Below are 23,891 nucleotides of genomic sequence, written 5' to 3' on the forward strand. Positions count from 1 at the left end.
AGAAAAATGCAAACATTCTTAATGGTTTAATAAGACTAGCTGTTCAGCGAGCGGTATATCAGCAGCTGATTGTTGGTAATCACTTCTTCTCCTTCTTTAAGACCGTCTGCTATATAGGTGACATCACCCACCTGCTTTAATACTTTGATTTCTCTGATCTTTACATCTGTTCTGGATTTAAAAATCACCACAAAGTTTTTATTATCATCAAAAATCACAGCTTTGGACGGAACAGCTAACGTAGTATTGTTTTCAAGGCTGGAAACTTTTATCGTAGCTTTACTGTCCGGGATCAAAAGTCCGTTGGCGTTGTCCAATACTACTCTTGCCTGCATGGCGTTAGTCTGCGGATCAATTATCTTGAATATTTTGTCAATTTTTCCATCAAAAACTTTGTCCGGATAAGAAAGCGTGGAAACCTGAGCTCTCATTCCAAGGCTGATTTTATCAATATCGGATTCATTAACGTTCATAATCGCCCATACATTGGTAGTATTGGCCACATCAAAAATATTATCACTTCTGTCACTTCTCAGCTGCATATCTTTATTAATACTTTTCTGAACAATATAACCGCTGATAGGTGCTACCACACTGTATATATTTCCGGTCTTCACATTATAAACCGTACTTACCGCAGCAGCTCTCTGCAATTGGTCTTCAGCTTTTTGTAACTGACTTTTAGCTTCCAGAACATCTCTTTCTGTATTAAGCTTTCCTTCGTAGAGCTCTTTGGCAACACGGAGGTTATTTTTGGCCACTACAAGATCTGTTTTTGCATCGCTTACATCCTTTTGAATCTCTGCAAGCTCTGTACTTCTGATGGTTGCCAGTACCTGTCCTTTTTTCACATAGTCACCCAACTCTACATTGACACTCATCACATTTCCTCCCACTAAAGGATAAACATCTATGTAACTGTTTTTGTCTGCTGAGATTTTTCCGTAAAAGCTGTATTCATCTTCTATATTCTTTTTTTCAACTTTTGCCAGGGAAATAGAATTCAGCATCGTATTACTGAGTTCAAATCCTTTTTTTGCGTGAACATTTTTCTCTTCCTCTTTTTTAGAACAGGCCATTAATGAAAGGACCATCAATGCGGGGATAATATATGTTTTCATCATTTTAATAGAAGATTTTCGTTTGTACTAATTGATTAAGCTGTTCTGCAGACTGCATGATTTCATTTTTCATATCATAGAGCTGAAGAGCTGTCTCCCTGTAGCTGTCCATAAAGTCTGTAAATTCAATCAGACTGACATTTCCTTTTCTGAAATTGGTTAACATTCCGTTGTAAACAAGCTCCATATTCTGAAGGTCTGTCGTTTTCACATCCAGAAGTTGGTCGTATTGTACTTTCCAGGTTTTATAGGCAGACTGAACTTTAGTTTCCAGAGTCAGTTTTTGAAAGTCTGCATTTTTCTGATTCTGCTGAATGGCATAGTTTGCTTTTACTACATTTCCCTGATTGGCTTTCCATAGCGGTAAAGGAATTCCCAGGGTCAGATTCGCTTCGTTATTGAAGGTTCCTCCTGCCTGATCCCATGCAGCACCTACTGTAACGTCCGGTACATTCAATGATTTCTGCCACTGTGCATACAACTTACTGTTATCAATAAGTTTCAAATTATATCGGTAATCTGCATTATTTTCCAGGGCTTTGTTTTTCAGTTCTTCTTCATCACCGAAAGGCTGTGCCGCCAAAGCTTCTTTAGCTTCGGTTTCAGACATCGTAGGCTCTATTTCTTCGGTAACCCCTGTCAGAACTTTCAGATTCTGTTCAAAATCAAGGATATTTTTATTGATCTCCAGTTTATCATGATTCAGCTGGATTACAATACTCTGCAGCCTTACTGCGTCTTTAAGGGAAACATTTCCTTTTGCCGACTGTACACGATAGGCATTTAAAAGATCATTCATATAACCCAACTGCCTGTTGGTATTCTCAAGCTTTAGTTTTTCGTAATAAAGATTGAAATAGGTAGAACGGAGCTGAGATCTTAAATCTACCAGCAATTGTGAAAACTGAAGTTGAGCAAGCTCTTTATTGGACTTGGCAAAAGCAATTTCATTTTTCTTTTTACCACCCATGTAAATCAATTGAGTAATACCCGCTCCTTTAGAATGTCCTACATCAAAAAACTTTTTGTCTTGAGGATTATAAGCGTTGAATTGCCCGCTTAATTGTGGTAACTCCCAGATTTTAGCCTGCAGAATATCCGCATCAGCCATATTGATGTTGTATTGTTCGGCGAGCAGCTGGAGGTTGTTCTTCTGAAAAGCTTCTTCGCAATCCAAAAGAGACATCTGCTGTTGTGCCGCCATGAATGAGGAAACGGCGAGGCACAGCACTGCAATTCTGTTCATTATTTTTCTTTTTAAATTACAAAATTGCTTTGATGCTATTAAAAGAAACTTAAAGGACGCTTAAAAAAATATTAAAATAGGCTTGAACAGGCTGTTTCTACAACAACCCACAACGTGAAACCAGTTGATTTTTCTCCAACTATTGAATTTTTATTAAAAAATTTAATCAGAAGTTTAACAAAAAGCAAACTGTTTTCGTATCAGTTGCTTTTCATTTTATTTTTTAAAAAATAGTGTAAACTTATTCATATACTCTTCAGGTGAAGAGTATATAATATCTGCATCATGATATTCCAGAATCCTTTTGACAATTCTAAGACCTAATCCTGACCCTGCTATATTCTGTGCATTATTTCCTCTCGTGAAAGCTTCAAACAGTTTAGTCTGTTCATCTTCTGAAATAGTATTACCATGGGAAATAACTTCTATGGAAAGATTATCATTGGTTTCAGTAATCAGAACATTCACTTCTGTATTATCTGAGTACACCGCTGCATTTTTAAACAAGTTGATAAATACAATTACCATTAGCGACTGAATTCCTTTTATAGTCAGAAAAGCATTTTCAGAACTTTCTTCATTAATCAGAAAATCCAGCTTAAGTTGTGGATAGCTTTTCTCCACTGCTTCAAAAGCTTCAAAAATAACTTCATCGATTCTTACTTCCTCATAGATGCTCTGGATATTTTCTTTATCGAATTTTGTCAGCAGTAAAAGGGAATTTGTCAGATCAGACAGCTGGTATACATCCCTCTGAATTTGCTTTAAAGATGATAGTGTTTCCGGAGAATGCTCTTCAAACTTAATAAGGTTTTCCAGCTGAAACGCCATTCTTGTAATAGGAGTTCTGATCTCATGCGAAGCACTGGCAGTAAAATCTTTTTGTGACTGAAATACATCATCCAGCCTTCCAATCATGGTATTAAAAGATTTGGCAAGAACACTTACTTCATCATTGGATTGTTCTACCGGAATCTGTGTGGTGAGTTTATGAGCCGTAACTTCAGAGATTTCTTTGTTCAGGTCTTCCAGAGGACGGAGGAACTTTTCCACAAAATAATAGCTGAAGAAACCAATAAGCATGGTGCTCATCACATAAGCTGTAATCAAAAGATATTTAAGATACCCCAATTTGGATTTCCCATTGGTATCAAAAGCACTTGTAAGGATATAATAATTTTCACCGTTGATATTCCTAAGTGCTGCATAGATTTCCGGAACAGTTTTTTCTGTATAGATAATCTTCTTTTTATCCAGCTCCTTAAGCATCGCACTATCCCAAATGACATTTCGGTCTTTAATTGTACTGTAGATCAATTCTTTTTTTTCATTGAAAATTAAAATCTTTTCATTCAAAAGAATGTTATCTGAATTTTCATTAAAAAAAACGGGGGCTTCCTCTTCAAAGTCTTTGGATTTTGAGATGAAATGAGAAGTAAACTCAAGTCTCTGCCTGAATCTTTCTTTAAACTCGTCTCTTCTGAAATCATTAAAGGACAAATAAATGACCGCCATCACCATTCCAAATAATAATGAAAAGGCAATACTTATCGTTAAAGCAATCTTTCTTTTTAAAGACATTTATAATGGGCTTAGATAGTATCCGAAACCGGAACGGGTGTGGATCAGTTTTATTTTAAAATCTTTATCGATCTTCTTCCTCAGGAAATTGATATAAACTTCTACGGTGTTAGTATTCGTGTTAAAATTATGTTCCCACACATGTTCTGTGATCTGTTGCTTGGAAACGGTTCTTCCTTGTGCTTCTGCAAGATAAACCAGAAGTTGGAATTCTTTTAATGTAAGAGCTATTTCATTACCTCCACGATAGACTTTCTGTTCGGTTTTATTGATAATAAGGTCATCAATTCTTAAAATATCCTGATCAGAACTATCAGAAGGCGCTTTTCTCCTTAGCAATGAATTGATTCTTAGCAGAAGTTCCTCAAACTGGAATGGCTTTACAAGATAATCATCAGCCAGCCTGGTGAAGGCATCTTTTTTATCAGAGATATCTCCATAGGCAGAGATAATAATGATCGGAGTATTTTTGTCAAAAGAACGGATCGTTTGACAGACATCCAGTCCATTTATTTTAGGAACATTAATGTCTAGTAAGTACAGATCATAAGTACTATTTTTTATCTGACGAAGAAAAGTCTCTCCGTCATAGATCTTATCACAGTTAAAATTATTTGATTCTAAAAATCTGCACAATTCTGCAGACAGAATGAGATCATCTTCCAATAAAAGAATATTCATCAAAAATTTATTTTACACGAATTTAAAGAAAATTTTATGATTGTGATTCTAAAGGTGAGGGAAAAGTTTTCATGATAGCACTATCAGCAAGAAACGCATCTAAAACAAGATTGAAGAAGGAAATAATTTTAGGATTTATCTAAGCAGATGTTTAACTGTAAAATGATCAGATAATAAAATTAAATTCTTTTGGGCATAAAAAAATCCCGAAGAAATTCGGGAAAATCAAGAGCCAACTACGGGACTTGAACCCGTGACCTCTTCCTTACCAAGGAAGCACTCTACCGCTGAGCTAAGTCGGCATCAACTAAAAAAATCACACTAAGTAGCATGATTTTTTGTTGAGCGGAAGACGGGGGTCGAACCCGCGACATTCAGCTTGGAAGGCTGACGCTCTACCAACTGAGCTACTTCCGCAATTTTGTTTCCAAAATTATTGGTAAACGCTGTGCAAAACTAAGAAAATTTATTTAATCTTGCAAGTTTTTTTATAATATAAAATGTGGGGAGAGCAGGATTCGAACCTACGAAGCCGAAGCAACTGAGTTACAGTCAGTCCCATTTAGCCACTCTGGAATCTCCCCAGATATTTTATATTAAAATGAGCCTCCAGAGGGATTCGAACCCACGACCCCGAGATTACAAATCACGTGCTCTGGCCAACTGAGCTATGGAGGCATTTTAATAAAAGACTGAAACTGATCGAGAAACTCTACTCTACACATTTCAGTGTTAAAAAAAATCACTTTTATGGTGTGACTTTTTTGAGCGGAAGACGGGGGTCGAACCCGCGACATTCAGCTTGGAAGGCTGACGCTCTACCAACTGAGCTACTTCCGCAATTTTGTTTCCAAAACTATTGGTAAACGCTGTGCAAAACTAAGAAAACTTATTTAATCTTGCAAGTTTTTTTTATAAAAATATAAAGTGGGGAGAGCAGGATTCGAACCTACGAAGCCGAAGCAACTGAGTTACAGTCAGTCCCATTTAGCCACTCTGGAATCTCCCCAAAAGTTTATATTTTATGAGCCTCCAGAGGGATTCGAACCCACGACCCCGAGATTACAAATCACGTGCTCTGGCCAACTGAGCTATGGAGGCAAATATAAAAAAGAATTCAAAAGATCGCTGTTCCTTTTTTGCGAGTGCAAATATAGAACGGATTTTTTGAATTCTCAAATATTTTATAAACTTTTTTTAACTTTTTTTTCTATGCCATTTCTTTTTTCTTGATTAATAGCTTTTTAGCAGTATCAACACAAAGGTCCAAACTTTCTTCAAAACTTGTAGATGTCTTCTTTACTACGATATCGTCTCCCGGAACCGCCAAAATAATCTCGGCTGTTTTATTTGCTTTATCAGCATTATTTTCTACTTTCAAAAATACCTTACACTCCTGAATTTTGTCATAGAAGGTATCCAATTTGCTAACTTTTTTGTCGATGTGTGACTCTAGTGGTTCGTGTGGTGTTAAACCGATTGATTGAACTGAAATCTTCATAATTCTTCTTTTTTTGATGCTCGAGGGTGAGCCTGATTAAACACTTTTTTCAATTGTTCAATATTAGCATTCGTATAGACTTGAGTACTGGCAAGACTGGAATGCCCTAATATTTTTTTCACTTTGGAGATCTCCGCCCCATTATCCAAAACGTGAGTAGCAAAGCTATGCCGAAGGATGTGAGGACTTTTTTTTTCTTTCGTTGTTATAAGACTAAGGTACTTATTAACTACCACATAAACAAATTTTTCGTTGAGTTTTTTCCCCTTCTTATTGACAAAAAAATATGATTTAAATTCTGTCTGCGGATTTCTTATTTCAAGATAACTTTTAAGAAGTCCGGACAGTTCATTGGAAATAGGAATTACCCTTTCTTTATTCCCCTTTCCTATTACTTTTAATTCATTTTCATATAAGTCAACATTCTCAAATATCAGGCCACAAAGTTCCGCTTTACGCATTCCTGTCTGATAAAGAACTTCCATAATGCATTTTTCAAGTACATCATGTGCCTGTTCGAAAATCCTTTCATTAAGGTCTTCCATTTCCTCTTTAGATATAGGAATCTGTTTTTCAGGGTAAAACTTCAGGGAAGAGATCCCTTCGGTGGGAGAAACTGTAATCTCCCCTATTTTTAAAAGAAAAAGATAAAAACTGCGGAGAGAAGATAATTTTCTGTTGATACTTCTTTTTGAAATCTCATTTTCACTCAGTTCAACAATAAAGTTTCGGATAATCTTTTTGTCCGCCTTGGCTAAATTGTCGGAAGATTCTGTTCGGAGGAAGAAATGGGAAAAGTCTTCAAGATCTTTTTTGTAGCTTGTGATGGTATGAGGAGAATATCTTTTTTCGAATTGTAAGTATTCTAAAAACTTTTCCAGCATCATAGGTATAAAAATAAAAATTCACTCCTCAAATATAAGAATTTAAGAAGTGAATTAATATATGGTTAAGAAAAAATCTTAAGCCTGCTCTTCTTTGCTAAGCGCTCTTTGTTTGTAAGCCGCTTTTAGTCTAGCTTGTCTCAAAGTTACAGAAGGCTTAATAAACTGTTGTCTAGATCTTAATTGACGAACAGTTCCTGTTTTATCAAATTTTCTCTTGTATTTTTTTAAAGCTCTGTCGATGGATTCACCATCTTTTACTGGAATTATTAACATATTTTACATCTCATTTTGGATTGCAAAACTAGACAATTTTTATGAGAACACAAAATATATTGCAACAAACAATCACTACTCCAGCTTAAGACTGTTTAAAAACCTCGTATTAAAGGCGGTTGACAAACAATAATATTTTATCCACAATAACTAGATATTCAATTCTTAATAGCTTCAGGTTACTCATTTTCTTTCCTAATTTCTATTAAAAACATCTACATTAATGAAATGTAAACAAAAAGCATTATCTTTGCATTCACTTTATTCATGGGGTTGACTGGTTTCGACAGCAAGACCAATGGGTAAGTAAGCATGCAGAGAACCGTAGCGCGATCTCTATAATCCCTTGCTACAAAATTTTAACTGGCAACGAAGAGTTCGCTCTTGCAGCTTAATATCGAAGTATAGTAGATCAAGCGTTTTCCCGAAGATTTCAGTAGGGAAGCAAGATATTCCACAAATGCTCTGTTCTGCGGCGTTTGATCCTGGGATATAGGAATGCGGAAATAAGGCTTTAGAAGCTTTGACTAAAGCTCGAAAAATTCAGAAGATAAGCTGGTAGTTGGGTGTCTATCCTCTGCTTCCAGTCGAAAATCAATGGTAGAATAAGCATGTAGAAAGCTTATGTATTGCTTGTTTGGACGAGGGTTCGAATCCCTCCAACTCCACTTTTAAAACTAAAGAGAATTTGTAAATTATTGAATTTTAAATAATTACATTTTCTCTTTTTTGTTTTTGTACCCAAAGTTGTACCCGAATTTTTTAAATGTACTTTTTAAATCTGTTTGAATTTAATAAAACCTATTTGAATTTTAAAACATACAAAGGGCTATTGTATAACACTACAAATATACTACGATTTAAAATAATGTCCGTTACTTTCAAAATAATCATACATCAAACTTTTTGCTGTAGCTTCCCAATCAATATAAATATAATTTGGTAGGCTTTCAGGAATATTTTCTTCTAAGATATATTGAGCAAATGTTTCATCGTCTGAGAACTCACCCATATAATAGTTTATCACACCGTTATAAATGCTTTGAAAATCCATTTTTCCAATACAATCAAGGTAAGCCTCGAAAATTTCAAGATCATAGCCAGAATAGTTTATTTGCTCTGCTATTTCAAATATCTCATTAGATAAATAACTTTCTTCGATTAATCCTAACTTTTCAAATAAAGAACAGTTTTCATAATCTTGGAGCATGAACTCTGGGTCGTGCTCGTCTTGGTGAAGTTCTTTCATTGCTTCTAATAGTTCGTCATAATCTGAATAATCCGAAAGATTGAGCCATCTCCCAAATAATGAGCTTTCATTATACTTTTTGTAGGTTCCTACGTAGATACTAGCAGTATCAAGACAATTTTGTAAATTTGTCATGTCGATAATTTTTAGTGTAATTAAAATTTATTGATGTTGCCTATCGTGTTCGTAGCACTTTAGGCATTTTTTATATATTATTGTGAGAATCTATATAGAAAAAAGAACTTGAAATAGTTCTTAGATATATTAATAAAGTCAACATTCATGCCAATTGACAGAGATTTTAACTTTAAAATTAAAGTTTTTAAAATATTTTTAAACTAAGACCGCCACTAACAAAAACTGTCAAAAAAATATCAATAAAAATATATCTTAAAGACTATAACTATTAGAAAATGTAAGTGGAAAATAAAAACAGATCCACAAAAACCAAATAAAACAAAACTTACTGTTGAAAAAAGGTCTGATAGTTGGTAGGGGGAGATAAAATTTCTTTGACTTGGTGACGGGGGTATTGACATAGAAGGTATAATCTATTCACTCAAAATATTTTACTGGTATTAAATTTTTATAAATTCTACTATAAAGGATTATTTGATTTTTTGAGTGAGCTTTGATGGGGGTATTTTTGTAGGCAGGGATTCACCATTGTATTTTTTCACCCAAATAAAAATAGAATATAATTTTAACTGATCAATTCATCTTAAAAAATCTATTTAAAATAATTGTTTAAGCAATATTTTAGCAAACCGCAAGAAGATTAGGTTGCATCATATATTTGTTTCCAATAAAAAAAATATAATATGTCAATAAAAAGAAACAAAGCTAGAAAATCTAAGTTAGATTTAGTTGCATCCATGATTGAGGGAAGAAACATTAAGTGGTCACATAGAAATGCTGGTAATTATTTCATATTTGAGATACATGATATAGAAATCCATGTTTCACACGATGAAATCAAAATGATTAAAGATGGGAAAGTAATTTCATATTTTGATGATCGTTTTGATAATGTTTTAGACAAATTAGAAAAGCCTCTTAATTGAGGCTCTACTATTTGATTTAATTGATTCAGAATAAAACTTTATTAAACGAGATTATTTATTATTTCCATTCCAGTATACTCGAAGAATTCTACATTATCTTCAGTAGAAATTTGAAAGGTCAATGTTAGATTTTCACTAATAAATTCCTCTTTTAGCTCAATCTCTCCAATTCTTCTATAAGTTTTTGGTAGTATGGGTATTCTTTCAGTATTAACTGTAAAGGTTTCTGCTCCAAGTGCTATTTCTCTTTCTATAACATTAGAAAAAGGTATTTGAAAATCCTTATCATTTGGCGTTTTGGGTTTTATAATAAATTTTGATGATTCCTTTTTACCACTCACGAAACAATCAAGATATTGTATTATTTTGTTCCCTGTATTTTCAACATAAATTCCTACTACAATTTTTTGCGTTAACATTTTTAACAAGAGTTTCTTTGGAGTATTAGCTTTAAATACTAAATTAACCTGCGTTCTAGATGTTCGGTTAATAATATCTTTTATCTCCCAATCATCCATTGCAATAGATTGAAAATTGTATCTTCTGTAATATCTTTTATCACTCATTTGATGTGCTGTATTACCTTTGGGAATTTCAACTACATAAACGAGTTTATTTTTATCTTTTTCTTCTACTTGAATAGGGGTTATAACAACATTGTGAATCTTAGGTGAAATAGTACTATTAATAATTTGCTCTAACCATTCTTTTGTATATTCATTGCCATTAATTGGATCGATTCTTTCAGGGAGGTGTTTTTTATTAAGATCATCAAATTCTTTTATACCATAAATTATTACTCCTCCATCGGAATTTGCAAAAGCACTTACATCTTTAGAGATTTCATTTTTTTTATCATTCTTTTTTGAAATTGAGCCAGAAGCTTTGTAGTCAAGATGTAAATTTTCTTCAACTCCTTCTTTTATAAAAGTATTCAGCTTATCTAATGTCCACATAATTTTACAATACTAATATTAAATTTTATAAATAACAACTATTATAAATTCCTCAAAATATTTAATAATATGAATTACATTTTTGTGAGTAATAAACCTATTTTTTCAGTTCCTTCGTTAATATCTAAAAGTAATGTAAATTGACCTTTGTTCCAGAATCTACCATTCCACTCCAATCTTTTAAGTTCTTTTCTTTCAATATCCCAGTTAAATTCTCCATTTCCATTATCATCTACACCGAAAATTTTATAGCAATTATTTACAATTATCTCAGTTTCCCTATAAAAATTAAAAAAAGAGTAATTTGACCTTTGTTTGTATAAATAAATATAAGTAATATTATCTTCAAGCATTTGGTCTATTTTATTAAAATACCCCAGATAAATATGATTGGGTTTTATTTCTATGGTAACACGATTATATTTAAGTGATTTTTTTGTATTGGTTATAATTGCATTTTCTAAATCATTAGTCAAGAGAGAAATAAAATTAAAATAACTTTTTTCTGAACTGTCAATTACAAATGAGAATGAACTAATAAATTCATCAATATGCAATACAGCGGTATCGATTCCCAATAATTTATAAAGAGCTTTGGTTTTCTTTAAAAAGCCATTATCGTCTGAAACAACATAATCACAGTATGCGCCATAAAAACTATGTAAGCCATCGTTGAGGACATTTCTATATTTTACTGATTTGGAGGGCTCTTTGCTAATACCAAGTATATCTAGAGAAAAGTATGCATTATTAAAAAAATCATATCTGGAAACTTCTTTATCTCCATTCGGATTTAAATTATTATTTACAAATTCAACAAAACTCTTCTTCAAAACGGAATTTTTCATGTCATCATTAAAATCTAAGCTATTATAATCTAATGTGAATTTTCCATTATTGATATATTTATCAGTTATATTTCTTAATCCCTTGTATACACTTTTATCTTCTTCCATTAATTTATGTGTTTCTAAAAATTTTTGAGCCATTTCAAAAACATTCATCGGCTCTGAATTAAAAGGGACTATTTTTTTTAAGGGTTCTGATAATTCCTCAGATACTTCATCAAGTTTCATAAAATTGAAATCAAATTTGAAATTTTGCAAAAAATTCTTTGTTGTTTCAAACTGCTCAATTTGATCCTTACTTAAAAGACTGTAATCAATATCATCAAAAATAGTTGTAAAATCTATAATTTCTTCTTTAGTATTTTCAATCTCCGTAAATGCAGTTATTGGTTTAGCAAGATAACAGAATGCATCTTTACTAGAAGAATCATACTGAAGATAGTTATCATCAACAATCTTTTCCATGAACTCAAGTTCTTCATATTTTATGTCAGTTTTGTCATTTTTTAAATCCTGTAAATGAGCATGAGAATAACAATAAATATGATTGCTTTTTGAGCTTACTATTTTTTGTAACAAATTAATATATGGTACTTTTTCTCCTTTGAATAAATGACTGAAAATTTGTTTATCTAGATAAATTCTCATTTTTGTATTACATTTCTGTTATTTAGATATATGTGTTTATTGACAGGGCTTAAAAATATTATTTAGACAATCTTGTATCCTCATATTTTGATCGTTCAGTTTTCAGAGACACCAACCAATCTAAATACATTTCTTCTGGCATACTGCGATACCCTATTTTGTGAATATAGGTGTATTCTTTATTCATTGTATCAAACAATTCTTTAGCCTTTGGACTTGATAATGTAGCCTGAATATCTTTTGTATTCTGCTCTTTCATGAGTTTTTGGAATTGCTTTGTATGAGTTTCAGCTTGTAACAACAAAGCATTTGGCAAATAAGGATAAATTTGTATTGCTCTTTCAGCACATTTTAAAGCAAAACTTCCGTCATTCCCTGGGTAACTTCTATTGTATGCATTGCCTAAATCCGCCAGTAGTAGTGCAAGGCTTTCTTTGTTATTCAAGGCTTTCATAAACACACCATTTTTAATGGCATCCAAATGAATGAAGCCAGAAGCAGACAACCATGCATCAATTGGAAAAATACCGCTTGTAAGCTCTGTATTGTACCAACCAATAGATTTTATATTATGTTTGATATAAACATGGTTTGGAGCAAGGGCTAAATTGGCATCAACTCCCAATTCTTCTGCTAAAATCTTATAAAGATATGGCATCGAGTTACAGTTCCCTTTTTGAGTATCTAACAATTTTGATACAAAAAGATTTGATAGTTCTTTGTGTCCAAACACATCTTCAAAATCATAAGTGAATGGTTTGAGCTTTAATGTATCTTTTCCAAAAATAACAGGAGTAGACTGGCACATTACCGTATAAACAGCGGCATATTTACTTACCTTTTCTGTATCCTTTTCGTTGTAATTTAATTTTCTATTGACAATAAGTTTTTTGCAAAAGTTTGCTAGAAAACCAATTTTTCTATTTAAGTCCTCTGAATCTAATTTTCCTTGGTAATATGCATTTTCAACACTGATAACAGCCTCTTTAAAGCTATATGACTGTTTATCATTCAGCATATTGTCAATAGTTTGATAGGCGTCAGAATAAAAATGATTATTTTGGCTCTTTACAAATCCGAAGAACAGTAAAGTCAAAATTAAAAAAAATCTTTTCATCAGTTTTAGTTTTCTTTCTTAGAATTAATAGTATCGGTTTTAGATTTTTCTTTTTGGGAGTTTAATTTAAGATTATTGTTTTTAGACCTATCCTTGTCATTACTCCAAGATTCAACCTTAACTTTGTCTTTTTCGTGTTTTTTATTGTATTCTTCAACTCGCCTATTCCATGTATTTACTTGGTTCTTTTCCTTGAATAAATAAAAATTCCAGTAAATAAATCCCCAATATATAGCATAGGCTATTAATAAAATGGAACAGATTATTATAATTATTCGTTTGATTTTCTTATTCAGTAGCATTTTTAATTGGTGTTTGTCGTGGAAATAAATTTCTATATCTGCTTAATGAATGTCCATTTGTTATTGACCTTATATCAGCTTTAGTATCATTTTTATTAAATCTTTTAGCACCATTAACTGTATCCATTAAATTAAAGCCAATACCTCTCATATGATTTCCCCATATAAAATTCCCTGCATCCATGTGGTTATACGCTTGATAACCGTCACCTTGAAAGATGTATAACGGTCCTTTATCTTTTAAAATTTCAGTTTCAGGATTCCATGTAGTACCTTCACCTTGTTGCAAAAGAAAATCAGATAAATTATACATTGAGGGATCCATTTTACCTCCTAATGTTGATTCCCAAGTAGCAAAAACATATCTGCCGACAGCTCCTCTTTTATAAATATCTGAATCACCCTCAAAGAAAGACATCCAATCATTAGTTATTGAAAATACAAATTGATGATTTTTAAAATCATCCCCAAGTTTATTCATATTATATTTGATAGCTGCCACATCTGTTTTAGGATCATTAAATTGGTAAACGGTTTGTTGTTTCGTTTTGGAATTTTCTATTACTAATTGATCTGGTTTATCATTTTCATCTACTCTTACAAATTTTCCTTCTTCATTAAAGACATAATCATCTTCTAGCATACCAGTAGGATCTGCAAATCTAACAGGATTGTTGAAACCATACCTATAAGGTGTCCAGTCAGGATGTTCCTCGCTCAATGGATCAGGAGACATCCAACGCCCATGAGTGTCACCAATAGGCTGTGCATCAGGATCGGATAAATCGATTTCCCTTACTTCAATTATATTCCCTCTTTTTGTGTTATATCGTACAGAACCTATTACTACAATACTATCCGTATCGTGAAATTCCAAATACTTACCTTTGCTGAGAGTTGTAATCTTTGGATAAACACCATATTTAGCAAAAGGGTTTCCAATAGCAATATTCTTTCTTCGTCTTTCTGCTTCCTGTGGTGTCAATGAATCTTTAGTTTTTAACACTTCATCCATATAGGGACGGTTTCTTTCTTCTTTTGTCAGCTTGACAGGATTTATCCATTTTTTTTCTGTCTTAGACTTCTGTGTGGTTTGGGTTTTTTTCTTGATTTGAGCCTGTGTAAAGCCTGTTATTACTGCAAAAGCAATCAATAATATTCTTTTCATAGTCATTTGGTTTTATGATTGTTAAAATTATTAATTTTTTATAGTTTATTCGGATCAATTGGAATATATCTCGGTTTTTGTTCCTGCTTTTTCTTTTCCTGTGCTTTTTTAACAGCTTCTTGTTCCTGTCTTTCTTTTTGTTTTTGAAGCTGGAATGAGCGCATTCTTTCTGTCAATGCTTCGCTTTCCTGCTTATTCTTTTCGGTTTTCAGGCTTCCGAGCCATGATTCATAAGCAGATGCAGGCATTTCGGCATATCCTAAATTATCAATAGTATTAAACTGCTCGTTGATTTGATTTAATTGTTCAACAGCCTTTGGAAAATAACCGATTCTCTGTAAATCTCTTTTGTCTTCGGGATTAATCCCCAGTTTTTTCATCACATTGGTAAATCTTACCTGACTTACATTTGCTTTCTCCATATTCGGTGCTATTCCGTTAGGGTAAAGTTCCAATGCTTTGTCGATAACTTTGTTTACAAATTCATCATATCCAAACTTACTTACATATCCCCTCGCCAAATCAAAATAAGCCATTCCTAACAGCTCCTTTTTGGTAAGGTTTTCCAAATAGATTTTATTTTGTAAGGCTTCTGATTTGATATACCCTGATTCCAAAAATGCATTATCAGTAGGAAACATTCCATTAGTAAGTTCCATATTTCTCATGGTTCCTTCATCATCCACAAATCGAATATAAGAGTGATTGGGAGCTAATGATAAATAAGATTCTGTATTCATTGCTTCTGCTAACATCAGATAATACAGAGGCATTGAATGGCATTGTCCTGAACCCGTTTTAAGAAGTTTAGAAACAAACATTTTGGAATAGTCTTTTTGTCCCATATAGTCCTTAAAATCGTATTCAAAGGCTTTATGAGTTGTTCCGTTCAATTTTATATCCTTAGAAAAATACTCGAATAGCATCAGGTTTTTAGAAACATTGCTTTCCGTATCTTGTTTCCTTTCCTTCATTTTCTGCAACAGTTGTTTTGCTGTTCTTTGTATTCCTGCTTTGAATTTGTTTACATCCTGCTTGTTGTCATAAAAAGCATTTTCTACGGTGAAATTGACATCTGCTAGAGAGTAATTTTCAGAATCTATTGTTGTGAGCTTGTCAAAAGCATCGTAATAGGCTTTTGTTCCTGTTTTTCCTGATAGTGTAGGAAGTTCGTAAGACATATTTCTACCATTGTCTACCCACTGCCGGAATTGCATTTCCTGAACCTCTGCCATATCTTGCCCTATACCTCGCATTACAGCATCATTTTGTGATCTCACCTGTGATTCATAAACATTATGTTGTTGAGTTGTATTTGAGGATTTTTGATATGCACTCGGCATGGAGGAAGCATAATTTCTTTGGAAACTTCTGCTATTTGTTGGATTGCCATAGTTATTAGCGGAATAATTACCCAACCCACTTGCTTGTGGAGTAGGAAAGTTCGGAATTTGGCCAAAACTTATTATACCTGTAAGTAATAAGGGAAAAATATATATTTTTCTCATCTTGAATATTAATATTTTGTGTGTTTTGTGTTTCCTGCAATTTACATTTTTTCTACAAGTGATGAAAATAACATTCTGTATAAGTTTTTGACAAATATATTTCAGCATCACGTCAAAACTTGACGTGTTTTATTTTAAAAGTTGGGTTTTTAATAATTCCTCTAAGGGACTTTGAGGTTTGCTCGTAATGACAGTTTTTAGGTTTCTTTCAGACAGTTCAGCAAACTCGACTGTCTTTAGTATAGAAAATGCAACGTCTTTTAATCCTAACTTTCGGAGTGCTATCCGAATTTCTTTATCCGTAGGGAAAAGACTGTCATTTTGTTTTAAATGGATTTTGTGATTTTTCATGTTGTGGATTTAAAATATTGAACTTTTAATATTTGATAAACATTTTTGATAATTTTTTCTACCTCAATTTTCGGTAGGTTGGCTGATTTAGAATATTCGTTTGACTGATCTAATGAAATTTCCTGGTACGTTCTCAAAAGAGTTTGTATTGTTATGCCTCGGTCTTCCAGAATCCCTCTTATTTCCATTTCTCTTAAATCTGAAACAAGCGTTTGTTTTGCTGATTCGATTAGGGTTTCTTTCAACAATTCCTCCCTTTGACTGTACGAAAGTTGATTTTCTTTTGTTTCTGGAGCGACTGGAGTATTAAATTTTACTTTAGCTTTATTCTTTGAAGTAAGCCATATAAAAAACAATATCACACCGAGCATTAGAAACAGCATTGTCAAAATATTTATTAACCTGTCGATATCAAAACTGTTCTGATTTTTTGAATTTTGATATACTGAAACATTAGGCTTTTGTTCTATTGGCTTTACAGTTTGGGAGGCAGGGGCTTCATAAGCAATAGGAATTTTATTCGGAAACATTTCATCAATGACCTCTTGAACTTTGTCGGGTTCTTTTTCTATTGGGATTTTTTTCACCTGTTTGACAGTTTCTTTTATTTCAGGTCTAATATCCTCTGATATAGAAGGTTCTTTAATCTTTTTTGTCCAATCAGGGTAAAAACTTTGATCCTGTTGTTTAGGGACTTCGGGTGGGGGTGTATATTGATAAGCATTGGGATTGTAGCCATCAGCTTTAATTTGTTCATCTAATGTAACTGTCCCTGATTGTGCGTTGAATATAAGAATACTTCCTAATAGTATTAAAAAAGTTAAATTCTTTTTCATACAGATGGGTTTATGGGTTATTTTGAAGCTGTATCAAAGGGATTTTCAGAAGCTCCCATAAAAACCGTCCCCATTCTTTTGTACTTCATTGGCTTTCCTGCAACACAAACCAAATACATCCCATTTCCCTTTTGTTCTGATATTCTTAAAAAGATTACATCCTTCTCGTTACAATCATTTTCTACAGCAATATGTTTTCTCAAATCTTCAATAGTGGCATCACCTCGCTTTAACCAAGACTGAATTTTTTTGTCTGGTTTTGGTTCCTGATAGTCTTTAGGCAGATCACATTTACTGTTTTGTTCTGTTTGTTGTGCAAAAAATAGTGTTGGTAAGATTAAACCAATTGTGAATAATAGTTTTTTCATACGTGAAATACTTTAAATTCACCCAGTCCCAAAGTGAAAGGTTAGTTAAAAACAGAAAGCGTGGAACTAAGCCTTATAAGTCTCAGGCATCGCCAAACGCCCCACCTCAATAAGTTTAGCCCACGCCGTAACGTGAGCATTAACCTATTATTCTTTTGAGGTGTGTTTCTTAAATTTGGCGATTTTGAGACACTCAAATAATAGCTAACGCTTTATTTTTTCGATAAAATTTGAATTACAAAGATATTAATTTTTGTAATCTGTGCTTAATAAGCAAAAATTGTTCCTAAAATAAACTATTCATTATTCTTTTTTTTGTTTTAAAACTTCCAAAATAGGTACATCAATTATATCATTAGGTATAATAGGATTATCATCACTCATAATTGCAGCCCTTTCAAAATCATTAACCCCAATTTCCCATGCATTAATAATATTAAGTTCCGTCTTTAAAATACCTAATTCTGGGAAAGGTGTCATGTTAAGATCATTATCAACATGAGCTGGGACAAGAAGGTATTTTTTAAATCTTTCATAACCTGTAATCAACTTATCAATATTATCGCTATTATCAGGTGTCATTTTATGGAATTTTGAAGACTGAAAAATAAACTCCCCATCTTTAAACTCTTTTTTATCAATTTTTTTACTGATTAATACCTTATACCAATAAGGGTTTTCTTTATTTATACCCTTAATTATGGTTATAGATATTACATTATTTATATCACTTCTTCCATATTCTTTTATCCAATTTTCAAATATTTTTTTTGCTGCTTCTGCATTTTCGAAAGACAGTATAATCCCAAAAGGAATAGTTGACATTGCAAAACTTCCAAAAGCCCTCCATTCGGCTTTATCCCACAAATGCGAATCGATAACTGTTTCTGCTTTTATATTTTGATGAGTAATTTTATCTATGTTAGGCTTTTTTTCTTCTTCTTTTTCAATTGTGGTTTCTGATCTTACAATTTGAATTGGGTTGGATTTTCTTTTTAATATGTATTCTTGTGAATTATTTTTCCAATCTCTAAAAAAGTATTTCGGTTTTGAAGTTAGAATATTAGTTAAGAAATTTCGATGCTCTAAGATTAATGCTAATCTTTCTTGCACTTCATCATTTTTGTATAAATTTTCAAAGAATGTTTTATAGTCTTTAAAAACATAATTATTTCCAATTACTTGAATTACTAGCTCTTCTAATAATTTATGAATACTTTTTTTATCTAAACTATCCCTCTTTTTTATAGATACTTTGATGGTATCTTTAACTTCAGAATTAATTTTAAAATCTCTATCAATTTCATCGTAATAAATATTTATATATATCTTTTCTGCTAAAGGAAATATTCCATCAAAACTAGTTGCCAAAAAAGATTCCAAATAAGCTAATATAGTTTCACTTAATATTAGAAGTGAATAGTCATCAGATGCAATTATATTTATTTTTGCACCTAAAATTTTGGCAGATAATACAACTTCTTCTTTATCTAAAAAATTGGTTTCATATGCAATTTGTTCTTTAAAAGGTTGATTAGCTACTTTATTATAAAACTCCGAAAGCCTATCTTTAGTCAGGGATGTTTGTGATGAATCAAGTTCAATCAAATCCTCATTTCCTAATAAATATAAAGTAGTGTCACTACTTAACCATAATTCACTTTCATTTAATATGTCTGGCAAAAATTGTAATGAATTAAATTGTTCAAAAGAAATATTTGAAAGTCGTGTAGAAAGACAACCATCAATTAAGTTTTCAGTTGGCATTTCTTCAATTTCATCATCATTTTCATTTTGAAAATATTTTTTTAATACGCTAAATAATTCATACCAACATAATATTACAGGCAACCTTCCAATAATAATTTCATTTCTTAAAAGCTGTTCAACACCTCTTAGAAATCGTGGATGGATAGTTCCCGTTGTATACCAATTATTAGCATATAAATTAATAGCTGAAATTAAAGAATTATTAGCAGCCCAATATAGACCCAAATTTGAATATGCATTGCTTAAAAATAACAAACATAAATAAAATTCGTTTTGTGTTTCTTCCTTTGCAAGTTTTCTGACAGCTTTACCAAAAAAGATTAAACTGTCTTTATTAAGATTATTTTCAAGTTTTACTATTCCTCTATTCAAGTATCTTTTACCTGCAACTTTTTCTGAAACTCTTGAAGCTTCTATTTCTGCAATTACATCTGTTAAATCGTCAAATTCTTTATTTGCTGGAAGAACTTCGCTATATATATCAATGATTGTTTTCAATTGATCAAATGGTACATCCAGGTGATTTCTACTTTTTTCAAAATACTCTTTTAATTTTATTAAATCATTAGAAACATCATTTTGTTGAACAATATTATTTGAAATATTTATGAAACATATGTAGAATTTAGAAAGTAATGCAGATGATGGTTTATTTTCATTCACACTACATTCTTCTAACATTTCTAAAAACATTTTTTCAATAGAAAAAAAATCAATTTCAATAATCTCTTTTACCTCTTCTAAATTGGAGATTGTTTTAAGAATATTATATAAATTCAAATAAAGTTCAATATTATCAATATTAGGTTCTTTATGAACAAGTAATCTGAATTGAGAAAATTCTTTAAAAAAATCCAAATAATCATCATACCAATTAATAAGTGTCCAAGCCTTTTGATAATGTATTCTAATTATTTGTTGCGGATTATCCAGTTTATTGGCAAATTTCATTGCTCTTTCAAATTTACCCAACACTTCGGCTTTGGGTAACTCTAACATTCTCGACAAAGTTGCACTCTCTAGGCAGTCTTCAACTAACTGGAAATCTACTTCAAAGTATCTATCAGTCTTATTAATATTTTTCTCTAAGTCAGATAGCTCTTCAATTCTTTCTGCATCATTGGCTCCAATTACCTTTTCCTCTAAATAAACTGTAGATAAATTCAGACATTCTATAACATCATTTAGCAAATAATTAGAATAAACTTTTTCAATTATCCATTCTGCATCAAGTATAGTTAATTCAATATTATAATCTTTTTTTATTTGATCTTGTGTTTCTTTTTTATTCTTGCTAGATATTTTTTGGTTCGAAAAGAAATATATTTTGGTATACCCTCTATTTGTACCTATAATACTTTTTACGTCAGACTTAACTTTGGGCTTCCAATCTGTCTTAGCACTCATTGCAAATGCCCAATTCTCATTTTCATTCCACTTATTGTCACTAATAAACCATCTATCTGAAATAAAATTTGACACAGGATAGGTTTCAGAATCTGTTTTTCCATCCCCTCCACCTGTTGGTCCAACTTGGGGAATTAAATTGGGCGTTATCAACTTTTCCGCTAATCTCCTACAAAGAGTTTCAAAACTATCGTGTTTTTGATTTATAGAAATTTGGCTTATTTCATAGGCTAATTGTTCTCTGGGTAAGATTACTTTAGATTGAATTTTAGAGTCTGAAAAATACTCTGGTCTTCTTTTTCGATAATATTGTGAAGGAGTTGGAAATTTATTCATTTTATATGATTGCAAAAAATTGTAACTATTGCAAATTACAAATTATTACTAATGGAAAAAATTTATTTATCCCACACTTTTTTAGTCAAATTCGGAGCATACCCAATCTCACGAATAAAAATATCTCCAATCATTTTGCAAACAATATCCAAGTGTTGTTCTTTCACTATAATACAGTCATGTAGAGTAAATAGGGGGATTCTTCTTTTGAAAATATTATTGATTTCTCTTGCAATAATATTTACCATAAAATAAGATTCTAATTGAAAGGTTAGGTAAGAGAGTTTTTTATGCCAGTCAGACTTTTTGAAATCTCTGAATTTCTTTCGTTTATATTTTAAAAGTAAATTATTTATGGTAGGGAAATACCTTTTAAAGACAGTTTGTTCATTTTTGTAGCTTGTAGATTTGGCAAATAACATAGATAAAAATCTTTTTTTACTATATTTTCTTAAATCGTCCATATCACCGTCAAAGGGTCTGTTAAATTGTCTTTGAAAGTTTTCTTCAAAGTGTGGAAGCATTATAAAATCATTCATAAAATAATTGTACAGCTTATTATTTAATATCAAATCCTTGAAATGCTGTATCTCCTTATCAGAAGGCTTTACACAGCTTTTTACTAATATATAATGATATAAGAGATCTTTACTGTTAATCTTAGAGGTAAGATCTGTAGGCTGTGGGGTATTGTAGTTATACAATATATATGATAGTATAAATGGTACTGAAGAAGACAGATCGATTTCAGAGAGCCTTTCATTATCATATTTTAGGTGCTTTCTACATATTTTAGGAAACTGCGTTAAGGCGGTGTGCAATCTTCCATCAGTTTCAGGATTATGGTGAAATGTGTAATACCCATTTTTTAAATTCATTACCCGAACTGCATTTAAAAGATATTTTTGATAGTTCCCTGTTTTTTGATACTCTACATAAAGATCTTTTAAAGCTGATTTTTCGTCTAATGCAAATCTTTTAATATCAAAATAGCCAATGGTGAAATTAAACTTTTTTTTGATAATGTTTTTAACAGTTGGTTTATCATACTTCTTTATTTTATTAATAAATGACTGTCCTGAAAGTGGTATCAATTCCAGCTCACCACCCCCCCAATAGTATTCAGGGAGCCTATAAGAGAAACAGCTACCTTCTTTATAATTATTTCTCCAAAGGAATCTGCCTTCATTAGGTAAATTAAGATATAAATAATCCAGATGTAATTTTGAAGCTCTAAAAAAACTTTGATTAATAGCAGCACACATAGGTGCATAATGTTTTATCATAGAATCCATATCATTTTTATTATTTTCAGGGCTTCTATCATAGGGTTCATCCATATTTTGATAGGTAATATCTTCAATAAGTTTTGAAATAAAATAATAGATGTATTCTTTATTAAATTTAAAAGAAGGTGGAAACTTGGCAAGTCTTTGATCTAAATTTAGATTTTTTGGGACTAATATATAATGTTCATTCATTGTTTTACAGATTCGTTTAAAATAAGGACATAGCGATAGTCCATACAGCTTGTTAGCTATATTTTTTGAGGTTCGTATTGTTTTAAAATTTTAGTTGATTTTTGAGCTGTTATTTGTGATCTAAGCCCATTTGTAATAAAAAAGATGTACTTTTTAATTAACAGATGCATTGATAAGAGAACAGTTTTTAGAATTATGCCCCATACTAATAAAAACAACTGTCAAATTTGCTTTAAGGATTTAGGCGTGCTAAAACTTCATTTTTAGAGTAATAAACCCTTTTGCCAATTTTGGTATTTTTCAAAGTTCCGTCATTATTCCAATGAAAAAGTGTTGTTAAACTAACATCTAATAATTTAGCTGTTTCTTCACGAGTATAAAACTCTTTCTGATCTTTTGGAGCCTGATCTTGTTGCATTTTTTCTAATACTTTATAAACTATTTGCTCAAATTCATTCATTAGTTCGTCTTTTGAAATTGAAATTAATTGTATCATAATATTTATTTTATTTTTATTCATACCAACAAAAAAAAGAGACCTCAAAGGGTCTCCTATCTTGTATTTTATTTATTTTGTTAATTTAGGGCATAAAAAAAGACCTAACTCTTTCGAGCTGGTCTATCTATCTTAATTTTTTTATATAACTATCCGTTGTCTACTGTTTTGAATATTAAATACTTTTTAGATATTATCCAAAATCTGAGCTTGCGTAATACGTTTTTCATGAGGTGCAACCCCTCTTTGGTTTGTCAAACCTTACGACTTTTGACTATTTACACTTAGTAATAAGACAAAATTACCCTATCTACTTTATTTTTGAGGTTTTTGTCTTTCTCAAAAAATAAGTGACCAACACGTTTTTATTGAGGTGCGCTCCCTCTCTAGTGGCTTGTTCTAGTTTGGATTTTTCAGCCATAGCATTTAAACAATGCTAAATAAACATAATTTTCCCATGTCTCAAAATGAGTAACTACTGTCGTTTTTAATTAGGTGACTCCCCTTAACAGCATTTCAACTGTAATAGATTTATATATTTTCTCAATATGAGCTGACTGTTGCCGTTTTTATACAGGTGACACCCCTTATCACTATTTCAAGTGAAACAGAATTTTTTAAACATAGAAAATTACTGGACAAGGAACATCTATCTGATTTTCATTTTAAAAAAACTTTTTAAAAAAAATCAATCTT

At 31.6% G+C, this 23,891-nt stretch carries 21 protein-coding genes, 7 tRNA genes and 1 other RNA gene; 2 read left to right on the top strand and 27 right to left on the bottom strand.

The features are described 5' to 3' along the window. Positions 1-35: 35 nt before the first annotated feature. The 14 genes from BUE84_RS20325 to rpsU all read right to left on the bottom strand — a co-directional run bounded on the left by BUE84_RS20325 (position 36) and on the right by rpsU (position 7,290). Positions 36-1,121 (bottom strand): efflux RND transporter periplasmic adaptor subunit, encoded by a 1,086-nt coding sequence (locus BUE84_RS20325; RefSeq protein WP_079243991.1) that lies wholly within the window; start codon positions 1,119-1,121, stop codon positions 36-38. 4 nt (positions 1,122-1,125) lie between these two features. Beyond that, entirely contained in the window at positions 1,126-2,367 is a 1,242-nt protein-coding gene (locus BUE84_RS20330; RefSeq protein WP_079243268.1) for a TolC family protein, read from the bottom strand. A gap of 216 nt (positions 2,368-2,583) precedes the next feature. Continuing rightward, a complete protein-coding gene (locus BUE84_RS20335; protein WP_079243269.1) occupies positions 2,584-3,948 on the bottom strand; it encodes an ATP-binding protein in 1,365 nt (454 codons plus the stop codon). After that, complete coding sequence (locus BUE84_RS20340) at positions 3,949-4,629, bottom strand: response regulator transcription factor (RefSeq protein WP_034693163.1); 681 nt, start codon at positions 4,627-4,629, stop codon at positions 3,949-3,951. A 230-nt stretch (positions 4,630-4,859) separates the two neighbouring features. After that, positions 4,860-4,931, bottom strand: a tRNA-Thr gene (locus BUE84_RS20345). A gap of 42 nt (positions 4,932-4,973) precedes the next feature. Then, positions 4,974-5,046 (bottom strand) — tRNA-Gly (locus tag BUE84_RS20350). 86 nt (positions 5,047-5,132) lie between these two features. Beyond that, positions 5,133-5,213: transfer RNA gene (locus tag BUE84_RS20355), tRNA-Tyr, on the bottom strand. 20 nt (positions 5,214-5,233) lie between these two features. Continuing rightward, positions 5,234-5,307 (bottom strand) — tRNA-Thr (locus BUE84_RS20360). Positions 5,308-5,396: 89 nt separating this feature from the next. Next, positions 5,397-5,469 (bottom strand) — tRNA-Gly (locus BUE84_RS20365). 88 nt (positions 5,470-5,557) lie between these two features. Then, a tRNA-Tyr gene (locus BUE84_RS20370) sits at positions 5,558-5,638 on the bottom strand. Between the two features lie 18 nt (positions 5,639-5,656). Continuing rightward, a tRNA-Thr gene (locus BUE84_RS20375) sits at positions 5,657-5,730 on the bottom strand. 109 nt (positions 5,731-5,839) lie between these two features. After that, on the bottom strand, positions 5,840-6,130 hold the full coding sequence (locus tag BUE84_RS20380) for an HPF/RaiA family ribosome-associated protein (protein WP_047435429.1): 291 nt from the start codon (positions 6,128-6,130) through the stop codon (positions 5,840-5,842). Continuing rightward, a complete protein-coding gene (locus BUE84_RS20385) occupies positions 6,127-7,014 on the bottom strand; it encodes a tyrosine-type recombinase/integrase (protein ID WP_079243992.1) in 888 nt (295 codons plus the stop codon). The genes BUE84_RS20380 and BUE84_RS20385 overlap by 4 nt, the downstream gene beginning before the upstream one ends. Positions 7,015-7,092: 78 nt before the next feature. Then, positions 7,093-7,290 (bottom strand): 30S ribosomal protein S21, encoded by a 198-nt coding sequence (gene rpsU / locus BUE84_RS20390; RefSeq protein WP_034693154.1) that lies wholly within the window; start codon positions 7,288-7,290, stop codon positions 7,093-7,095. A 269-nt stretch (positions 7,291-7,559) separates the two neighbouring features. On the opposite strand from rpsU, the gene ssrA reads away from it, so the two are divergent. Then, positions 7,560-7,961: a transfer-messenger RNA gene (ssrA, locus tag BUE84_RS20395) on the top strand. Positions 7,962-8,143: 182 nt separating this feature from the next. Here ssrA and BUE84_RS20400 read toward each other — a convergent pair. Next, positions 8,144-8,674: an antirestriction protein ArdA gene (locus tag BUE84_RS20400; protein WP_079243270.1), complete on the bottom strand. Its 531-nt coding sequence runs from the start codon at positions 8,672-8,674 to the stop codon at positions 8,144-8,146. A gap of 686 nt (positions 8,675-9,360) precedes the next feature. Between BUE84_RS20400 and BUE84_RS20405 the strand changes: the two genes are divergently transcribed. Beyond that, entirely contained in the window at positions 9,361-9,603 is a 243-nt protein-coding gene (locus BUE84_RS20405; RefSeq protein ID WP_079243271.1) for a hypothetical protein, read from the top strand. A gap of 41 nt (positions 9,604-9,644) precedes the next feature. Here the strand turns inward: BUE84_RS20405 and BUE84_RS20410 are convergent, their stop codons facing one another. From BUE84_RS20410 to BUE84_RS20465, 12 genes are all read right to left on the bottom strand, one after another. Beyond that, positions 9,645-10,559 carry a helix-turn-helix domain-containing protein gene (locus BUE84_RS20410; RefSeq protein WP_079243272.1) on the bottom strand — a complete coding sequence of 305 codons (915 nt, stop codon included), beginning with the start codon at positions 10,557-10,559 and terminating at the stop codon, positions 9,645-9,647. Between the two features lie 74 nt (positions 10,560-10,633). Continuing rightward, positions 10,634-12,055: a hypothetical protein gene (locus tag BUE84_RS20415; RefSeq protein WP_079243273.1), complete on the bottom strand. Its 1,422-nt coding sequence runs from the start codon at positions 12,053-12,055 to the stop codon at positions 10,634-10,636. A 58-nt stretch (positions 12,056-12,113) separates the two neighbouring features. Further along, on the bottom strand, positions 12,114-13,172 hold the full coding sequence (locus tag BUE84_RS20420) for a hypothetical protein (protein WP_079243274.1): 1,059 nt from the start codon (positions 13,170-13,172) through the stop codon (positions 12,114-12,116). Positions 13,173-13,177: 5 nt separating this feature from the next. Continuing rightward, positions 13,178-13,474: a hypothetical protein gene (locus BUE84_RS20425; RefSeq protein ID WP_079243275.1), complete on the bottom strand. Its 297-nt coding sequence runs from the start codon at positions 13,472-13,474 to the stop codon at positions 13,178-13,180. Next, complete coding sequence (locus tag BUE84_RS24645; protein ID WP_185117000.1) at positions 13,461-14,642, bottom strand: hypothetical protein; 1,182 nt, start codon at positions 14,640-14,642, stop codon at positions 13,461-13,463. The genes BUE84_RS20425 and BUE84_RS24645 overlap by 14 nt, the downstream gene beginning before the upstream one ends. 38 nt (positions 14,643-14,680) lie before the next feature. Next, entirely contained in the window at positions 14,681-16,150 is a 1,470-nt protein-coding gene (locus BUE84_RS20435; RefSeq protein WP_145953313.1) for a hypothetical protein, read from the bottom strand. 129 nt (positions 16,151-16,279) lie between these two features. Then, positions 16,280-16,501, bottom strand: coding sequence for a hypothetical protein (locus tag BUE84_RS20440; protein ID WP_079243277.1), 222 nt, complete (start codon positions 16,499-16,501; stop codon positions 16,280-16,282). After that, the gene (locus tag BUE84_RS20445) at positions 16,498-17,337 is read right to left on the bottom strand and encodes a hypothetical protein (protein WP_079243278.1); all 840 of its coding nucleotides are present in this window, start codon (positions 17,335-17,337) and stop codon (positions 16,498-16,500) included. Before BUE84_RS20445 ends, BUE84_RS20440 begins: the two co-directional genes overlap by 4 nt. Positions 17,338-17,354: 17 nt before the next feature. Further along, complete coding sequence (locus BUE84_RS20450) at positions 17,355-17,705, bottom strand: hypothetical protein (protein ID WP_079243279.1); 351 nt, start codon at positions 17,703-17,705, stop codon at positions 17,355-17,357. Between the two features lie 303 nt (positions 17,706-18,008). Then, positions 18,009-21,218, bottom strand: coding sequence for a hypothetical protein (locus BUE84_RS20455; protein WP_079243280.1), 3,210 nt, complete (start codon positions 21,216-21,218; stop codon positions 18,009-18,011). A 62-nt stretch (positions 21,219-21,280) separates the two neighbouring features. After that, complete coding sequence (locus tag BUE84_RS20460; protein WP_079243281.1) at positions 21,281-22,699, bottom strand: hypothetical protein; 1,419 nt, start codon at positions 22,697-22,699, stop codon at positions 21,281-21,283. A 232-nt stretch (positions 22,700-22,931) separates the two neighbouring features. Beyond that, positions 22,932-23,195 carry a helix-turn-helix domain-containing protein gene (locus BUE84_RS20465; RefSeq protein WP_089689600.1) on the bottom strand — a complete coding sequence of 88 codons (264 nt, stop codon included), beginning with the start codon at positions 23,193-23,195 and terminating at the stop codon, positions 22,932-22,934. Positions 23,196-23,891 lie beyond the last annotated feature (696 nt).

It is taken from the genome of Chryseobacterium indologenes (assembly GCF_002025665.1).
GTDB classification, from domain to species: Bacteria; Bacteroidota; Bacteroidia; order Flavobacteriales; family Weeksellaceae; genus Chryseobacterium; species Chryseobacterium metallicongregator.